Source organism: Clostridiales bacterium (genome assembly GCA_012512255.1).
Classification (GTDB): domain Bacteria; phylum Bacillota; class Clostridia; order Christensenellales; family DUVY01; genus DUVY01.
Window position 1 is genome coordinate 1 of the sequence record JAAZDJ010000039.1, and the last position, 7,360, is coordinate 7,360.

Consider the following 7,360-nt stretch of genomic DNA (forward strand, 5'->3'; position numbering starts at 1 on the left):
TATTATTTCCACGACATCAAACCGCATAGGCAAATCAAATAAGTTGTTTTGCTTAATATATGTTATCGCGGCTTTGGCGATATTTTGGCGCTTTTTGTAACCTATGGCCTCCGAAGGGTAGCCAAAAGCCGTGTCCTTTCGGCTTTTGACTTCTACAAACGCCAAAACGCCGTTGTCTTGGGCAATAATATCAATTTCGCCTAGAGAACACCTAAAATTGATTTGGATAATGGTATATCCCGTTTTTTTGAGATGGTATATGGCTTTTGATTCGCCTATTCTGCCTTTTTGGATATTTTGTTTTTTCATTTTTCGTTCTCTATTATTTAATATTCGCCACTTCCAAATGGGTCAAAAAACTAAGCCTATGAATAGGGCAGCTTCCCCATTTTTTTAAAGCTTTTAGATGGTTCGGGGTCGCGTAACCTTTGCAATTTTTGAAATCATAATATGGATAAATTTTGTCCATTTGGCGCATATAACGGTCTCTTGTCACCTTTGCCAAAATGCTCGCCGCCGCGATGTTATACGACAGCTCGTCGCCTTTGATTATGAATTCGCTTGGGCAAGGCAAATTAAGTCCTCCTACCGCGTCAACTAGGATTATGTCGGGCAAAATTTTTAGCCCTTTGGCCGCTCGTTCCATTCCTAGCCTGGTGGCGTTGAGTATATTAATCTTGTCAATCGTGGCGTGGTCAATCATTACGACATTATAAGCTATTGCGGTCTTTATAATAATCTCATATAGCTGTTCCCTTTTGGCCTCGGTAAGTTTTTTGCTGTCGTCAACGCCTTCAATATAATGGCCTTTGGGCATAATGACGGCGGCGCAAGCCACCGGCCCGGCAAGCGGTCCGCGTCCGGCTTCGTCTATGCCGCATATATATTGCAAATCCGCGTATTTTTTTTCGTAATCCAAAATTCTTTTAAGGCTCAAGGTTGTCTTCCTCTATGGGCGGCGTTTCCAGAGAAATAGCGCCTAACCTGCCCGCGCGAAAATCGTCCAAAACGGCTTTCGCCGTCCTTTTCAAGTCTAACTCCCCGCCTTTTAGCAAATATCCGCGGGATTGGGCTATGCCGCTAAGCGGGTCGTATAAATCCGAAATAGGCCCGTATCTGTCAATTATGTTTTGGTTAAACCTTTGGATCATCTCGTTCAAAAATGCCCTTGCCAACTCAATTATATCCAAAATATCGTCTTTGATGCTCCCTATGTAGGCAAGATGTTTTGCGGCGTTTTTGTCGTCTAATTTGGGCGCAAGTATCCCGGCCGTGTCCAATAGCTCAATATCTTTTAACCTAATCCATTGTTTTTCGCGGGTAACGCCGGGCTTATTGCCTGTTTTTGCCCTGTATGCGCCGCAAAGCGAGTTAATAATAGACGACTTGCCAGTATTGGGAATGCCGGCGACCATTGCTTTGGGCGCGTAGTTTATGCCTTTTTGTTTCCATTTTTGGATTTTTGGGTAAGTTAGTTTTCTTAATTCGGGCAAAATCGCCTTAGCGCCCCCGCTTATGGATGCGACAGCGCTGACGGCTGAAGCTGTGGGCGAGGACAAATATTTGATCCATTGTTTTGTAACCTCGCCATCGGCCAAGTCGGCCTTATTCAAAACATACAAAACAGGCTTATTGGACATCTTGCGCAAAAAATGGTTGTTGATACAGGCCTTGGGCGCCCTCGCGTCCAAGACATAAATAAGCGCGTCAATTATTTTTAGGTTTTTTTCGGCTTCTCGTATGGCCTTGGCCATATGACCCGGAAACCATTGAATGTCCATAAAAACTTAATCCTTAAGCAAATCAGGGCGCAATTTTTTGGTCAACAGCTTGCTTTGCATCTCGCGCCATTTTTGTATTTCTTGGTGGTTGCCGCTTAGCAATACTTCGGGCACGCTATGTCCCATAAACACTCTGGGACGGGTATAATGAGGGTATTCCAATAAATTGTTTTCAAAACTTTCAAACTTGGCGGATTGGTCGTTGCCCAAAACGCCCGGCAACAGCCGCGCAATGCAATCTATTACCACTTGGGCGGCAAGCTCGCCGCCTGTCAAGACATAATCGCCTATTGATATTTCTTGGTCTATATAATAATCAATAATCCTTTGGTCAAGACCCTCGTAATGACCGCAAAGCAGCACCAAATGCGGCAACTTGGACAAATCTTTGGCAAGGCTTTGGTTAAACCTATGGCCTTTAGGCGATAAATATACCCTATGGGCTTTGCGCCCCGAGTCAGCCGCTTTCAGAGCGTCATAAACGGGCTGGGGCATCATTACCATTCCTTCGCCGCCGCCAAACGAATAATCGTCGCATTTTTTATGGGGGTCTTTGGAATAGTCGCGGATATTATAAAACTCTATCTCCAACGCTTTGCTCTCTATGGCCCTTTTTAAAATGCTGTGCTTTAGGGAGTCAAACATTTCGGGGAAAAGCGTCAATACGCTAATCTTCATAAACGCTTACCTCGCCAAAAACATCTTTATTTAAGACTATTTTTTTGTTCTTGATGTCTATTTTTTTGACTAACCTTTTTAAAAACGGAAACCTGACGGTTTTGTCGCCTTTGACCGTATAGACATCGGCGGCGCCAAAGCTATCAATATCTGCGACCTTGCCTATGTATTCGTCCTCCACAAAAACATCGCTGCCCAAAACATCAATAATATAATACTCGTCTTGGGCTAAGGGCGCGGCGTATTGCCTGTCTATATATATGTCTTTGCCGCGCAATGCTTGGGCGTCGTCCATTGTATATATTCGGCTCAAGAACATATAAACCATTCCGCCCCGCTCTTTGGCGGACATTACTTTGTATTCTGTATCGTCAATATAAATAGTTTTTATTTTCAAAAGGTTGTCAATATTTTGGGTATAAGGCTTGACCTTAATCTCGCCTTTTATGCCATGCGCTTTTATAACAGCGCCGATTAATATCTTTTCCATTTTTTTCATTTTAAAAAATAAGCGGCAAAAACCTGCCGCTTTAATTTATTATTCTTCTTGGGAATCTGCGACAGGTTCTTCAACCTTGTCAAGTATTTCTACCGTATATTTTAGGCCTTCTTTCATCCCAACGGCCCTGACTATAGTCCTGATTGCCTTGACTATTTTGCCTTGCTTGCCTATAACTTTGCCCATATCGTCTTTGCTAAGTTCTACCTTGATTGCTGTGCCGTCTTGAGTTACTTTTACCTCGTCGTGATTGTCGGCAAGCCCTTTAACCATGTATTCTACTAGTTCTACCATTTAAAAATTATTCTCCTTTTGATTTTTTTACAGCCTTGGTTTTTGCGGGCGCGGGCTTGGACGGCTTTTCCAAAACTCCGCTCTTGAATAATAACGATTTTACCGTATCGGTGGGTTGGGCGCCTTTTGCGAGCCACTCCTTTGCTTTTTCCGCCTCAACTTTAATTTGCGCGGGCTCGGTAACAGGATTGTAATAACCTATGGTTTCAATAACCTTGCCGTCGCGCGGCGAACGGGAATCGGCTACCACAATCCTATAAAAAGGCATTTTTTTAGCGCCCATTCTAGTTAATCTAATCTTGACTGCCATGTGCGTTCTCCTTATGTATTTTTATAATTTTCTAAAAAGGCAAGCGCATTCTTCCGCCTTTGCCTTTGAATTTGCGCATTAGTTCTTTGGCTTGTTCGTATTGTTTTAATAATTGGTTTACCTGCTGTATGCTTGTGCCGCTGCCGCAAGCTATGCGTTTTCTTCTAGAAGCCTTTATAATCGCGGGATTGGCACGCTCTTGGGGCGTCATGGATTGGATTATCGCCTTATAAACTTTAATGCGGCTCTCGTCCAATTCGCCCTCTTTTATGTTAAACCTGCCCGCGCCGGGCATCATTTCTAAAATCTGCGACAGCCCGCCCATTTTGCTTATGCTGTCAAATTGAATCAAAAAGTCATCCAAAGTGAAAGTGTTTTCAGCTAAGCGGCGCTCCATCTTTTTGAGGTCTTCTTCGCTGACGGCGGCTTGGGCTTTTTCTATCAAGGTGAGCACATCGCCCATGCCCAATATGCGCGAGGCCATGCGGTCGGGATAAAAAGGCTCTATATCGCCAATCCTTTCGCCTATGCCGCAAAACTTGATGGGCTTGCCCGTGACAGCTCGCACGGACAAGGCCGCGCCGCCTCTGGCGTCGCCGTCTAGCTTGGTCAATATCACGCCCGTAATGTTAAGTCTTTGGTTAAACGAGGAAGCTACCGTTACGGCGTCTTGACCGGTCATCGCGTCCACCGTCAATAATATCTCGCAAGGCTTGATCGCTTTTATGGTATCTTCAAGCTCTTGCATAAGCTCGTCGTTAATATGAAGCCTGCCCGCCGTGTCCAAAATCAAAACATCGCACGATTTTTTGGCCGCTTCTTTTATAGCGTTTTTGGCTATCTTGACGGGATTGGTCACGCCTTGCTCAAAAAACTGGGCGTTTGCGTTTTTGGCGACTATTTCCAATTGTTTGATAGCCGCGGGGCGATAGACATCGCACGCCGCAAGCATTACATTGCGTCCCTGTTTTTTTAGAAGATGCGCCAGCTTGCCGCACATTGTCGTCTTGCCCGCGCCTTGAAGCCCGCACATCATAATGACGGCGGGGTTGCCCGACAGCTCCAATCTTGCCACGGTCCCGCCCATAAGGCTTATTAATTCTTCGTTGACGATTTTTATAACTTGCTGGGAAGCCGAAAGGCTTTGCAAAATCTCTTGGTCCGCGGCTTTTTGTTTGACTCTATTGATAAAATCTTTGACTACGGCAAAATTTACATCGGCTTCCAAAAGCGCGACGCGAATTTCTCTCAAAGCCGTGTTTATTTCCAGTTCGCTAAGCCTGCCTTTATGGACTATCTTAGAGAATATGTGATTTAGTTTTTCGCTTAACCCTTTAAAAAACGCCATATTAATCCTTAAAATAAAAATCTTAAATCTTATCTAAGATGCCGTCCAAAAAAGCCAGCAACTCTTTTTTATCTATATAATCGGATGAGTTAATCTTTTGCTTATACTCGCTTATCTTATCTTTTAACTCGTAAAATTTGGACGCTAGGTTGAGTTTGCTTTCGTATTTTAGCAGCGCTCTTTTGGCCCTTGTGATATAATCCCGCACGCCTTGGCGGGTTATGCCCAGCTCTTTGGATATCTCGCCCAAGGACATATCCCGATTATAAAACAAGTCTATGATATCTTTGGTTTTTTCGTTTAAAAGCCCGCCATAAAAGTCCGCTAAAATACCAATCTCCAACTCTTTCATTGTTTTTACCTGTAAAGCGTTACCGCTTTACACCAACAATATTACACGGTAGCTAAAACTTTGTCAACAATAATTTATTGTTTATAAAAAAATATTGCCAAAAAAGTTTTTGGCGATTTTTTAGGCAATTTATTTTAAAATTCAATACTCTTTTTAACTAAAACATTGATTCCACAAATTCTTTGGCGTCAAATTCTATTAAGTCGTCTATGCCTTCGCCGACGCCCACGAATGTTACGGGAAGGGCTAGTTTTTTGGCGATGGCAAGCACTACGCCGCCTTTTGCCGTGCCGTCTAGCTTAGTCAAAATAATGCCGTCCAAAGATACAGCTTCGTTAAATATATCGGCTTGGGAGATAGCGTTTTGACCGATGGTAGCGTCTAGGACCAGAAACCTTAAATGAGCGGCTTGACCGAATTCGCGCTCGGAAATTCGCGCAATTTTTTTTAGTTCTTCCATAAGGTTTTTCTTATTGTGCAGTCTGCCCGCGGTGTCTATCAACAAAATATCCGTATCTTTGGCTTTAGCTGATTGGATCGCGTCAAAAACCACCGAAGCCGCGTCGGCGCCTTGGTCTTGGCGGACGAGTCTTACTTTGGCCCTTTGCGCCCATACGGACAATTGCTCGCTGGCCGCCGCCCTAAAAGTGTCGGCCGCCGCGATTAAAACGCTGTATTTTTGGTCGGAATAATATTTGGCCAATTTGCCCACAGCCGTGGTTTTGCCCACGCCGTTGACGCCTACTATGGTAATTACCGCGGGGATCGTAATTTTAGGTGCGGGGTTTTCTTCCAAAATTTCTACCATAATGGCTTTTAAGGCCTGCAAGACACCGTCGCGGTCTTTTATATGCTGAGCTTGGATTTGGTCTTTTAACCTGTCCAAAATATCCAAGGCCGCTTCCGCACCCATATCCGAACTTAGCAGTATGGCTTCCAGCTCGTCAAAAAAATCATCGTCCAAAACTTTGCCGCCAAACAATTGGCTTAATTTATAACTGATAGATTCCCTGGTTTTTTTTAAGGCTTCCCAAATTTTTTTGAATAGGTTCATAAGGGTGGGTTTACGCTCCTTCCTCCTGGGCGACTTTTACTGCGTCTTCCAGCTTGACGCTTACGACCTTGGAGACGCCTTGCTCTTCCATTGTTACGCCATACATTGTGTCGGCTATTTCCATAGTGGGTTTTCTGTGCGTTATGACTATAAACTGCGTATTTTTACTAAACGCTCGCAAAAACTTGGCAAATCTCTCGGCGTTGGCGTCGTCCAACGCGGCTTCAATTTCGTCCAGCACGCAAAACGGCATAGGTCTTAATTTCAAAATAGCGAATAATATCGCGATAGCCGTCATTGCCCTCTCGCCGCCTGAAAGCAAAGATATGCTCTGAAGTTTTTTGCCCGGGGGCTCGGCGATAATTTCTATGCCCGCCTCCAGCGGGTCTTCGGCTTCTTCCAATATGAGCTTGGCGTTGCCGCCTCCAAAAAGCTGCCTGAAAACTTGGGTAAAATTGGCCTGAATCCGCTCAAACGAACGGTCAAACCTGGTCAGCATCTCGCTTACCATTTCTTTGATTACTTTTCTGATATCGGCTATTGATTTTTCCAAGTCTTCTTTTTGTTTGGCTTGCTCGTCCAAGCGTTCTTTTAAGATGCGGTATTCCTCTATCGCCTCCGGGTTAACATAGCCCAAACGCAAAATTTCCCGCTTGAGCCTGTTGGCCTCGGCCGCGCCTTCTCGGTAGTCATAATCGGGCAGCCTGAACTCCAAACAGCCCTGATAATCAAGGTTGTATTCTTCGGCGATTTTTTCGCTGTCTATTTGTAAGTTGATATCTATATCGTTAAGCCTTTTTTCGTGCTCAAATCTTTTTTCTTTCAGCTCGTTCAGTTCTTCTTGGATTCTTAGGCGGTTGCCGTCCAGTTCAATAAGCTTTTTTTGGAAGCTTATTTTGTAATTGTCAAGGTCGTTTAGTCTTTCTTCTATTTCTTTTAATCTCTCATGGTCTTTGGGGTCTGCCGCGATGCCGCTTATTAAGGGCAGGTCGGCTGTTTCTATAATATCGTTGTTGGCTTTGATGCTCTTTTTGCTCTCCGAGA

General features: G+C 44.3%; 11 protein-coding genes. All 11 read right to left on the bottom strand.

Annotation, left to right across the window (positions count from 1 at the left end; all coding sequences use genetic code 11):
• The coding region (locus GX756_02070) for a YraN family protein (protein ID NLC16647.1) at positions 1–309 on the bottom strand (309 nt) is incomplete at its 3' end.
• A gap of 13 nt (positions 310–322) precedes the next feature.
• Positions 323–937 carry a ribonuclease HII gene (locus GX756_02075; GenBank protein NLC16648.1) on the bottom strand — a complete coding sequence of 205 codons (615 nt, stop codon included), beginning with the start codon at positions 935–937 and terminating at the stop codon, positions 323–325.
• Positions 927–1,781 (bottom strand): ribosome biogenesis GTPase YlqF, encoded by an 855-nt coding sequence (ylqF, locus tag GX756_02080; protein ID NLC16649.1) that lies wholly within the window; start codon positions 1,779–1,781, stop codon positions 927–929. The genes GX756_02075 and ylqF overlap by 11 nt, the downstream gene beginning before the upstream one ends.
• A 6-nt stretch (positions 1,782–1,787) precedes the next feature.
• Positions 1,788–2,459 (bottom strand): tRNA (guanosine(37)-N1)-methyltransferase TrmD, encoded by a 672-nt coding sequence (trmD, locus tag GX756_02085; protein ID NLC16650.1) that lies wholly within the window; start codon positions 2,457–2,459, stop codon positions 1,788–1,790.
• Positions 2,449–2,958 (bottom strand): 16S rRNA processing protein RimM, encoded by a 510-nt coding sequence (rimM, locus tag GX756_02090; GenBank protein NLC16651.1) that lies wholly within the window; start codon positions 2,956–2,958, stop codon positions 2,449–2,451. Before rimM ends, trmD begins: the two co-directional genes overlap by 11 nt.
• A 39-nt stretch (positions 2,959–2,997) precedes the next feature.
• A complete protein-coding gene (locus GX756_02095) occupies positions 2,998–3,252 on the bottom strand; it encodes a KH domain-containing protein (GenBank protein NLC16652.1) in 255 nt (84 codons plus the stop codon).
• Between the two features lie 7 nt (positions 3,253–3,259).
• On the bottom strand, positions 3,260–3,562 hold the full coding sequence (gene rpsP / locus GX756_02100; protein NLC16653.1) for a 30S ribosomal protein S16: 303 nt from the start codon (positions 3,560–3,562) through the stop codon (positions 3,260–3,262).
• 31 nt (positions 3,563–3,593) lie between these two features.
• Entirely contained in the window at positions 3,594–4,910 is a 1,317-nt protein-coding gene (gene ffh / locus GX756_02105; protein NLC16654.1) for a signal recognition particle protein, read from the bottom strand.
• Between the two features lie 22 nt (positions 4,911–4,932).
• A complete protein-coding gene (locus GX756_02110) occupies positions 4,933–5,262 on the bottom strand; it encodes a DNA-binding protein (GenBank protein NLC16655.1) in 330 nt (109 codons plus the stop codon).
• Between the two features lie 157 nt (positions 5,263–5,419).
• Entirely contained in the window at positions 5,420–6,316 is an 897-nt protein-coding gene (gene ftsY, locus GX756_02115) for a signal recognition particle-docking protein FtsY (protein ID NLC16656.1), read from the bottom strand.
• Positions 6,317–6,326: 10 nt separating this feature from the next.
• On the bottom strand, positions 6,327–7,360 hold a 1,034-nt coding region (locus tag GX756_02120), incomplete at its 5' end, for an AAA family ATPase (GenBank protein ID NLC16657.1).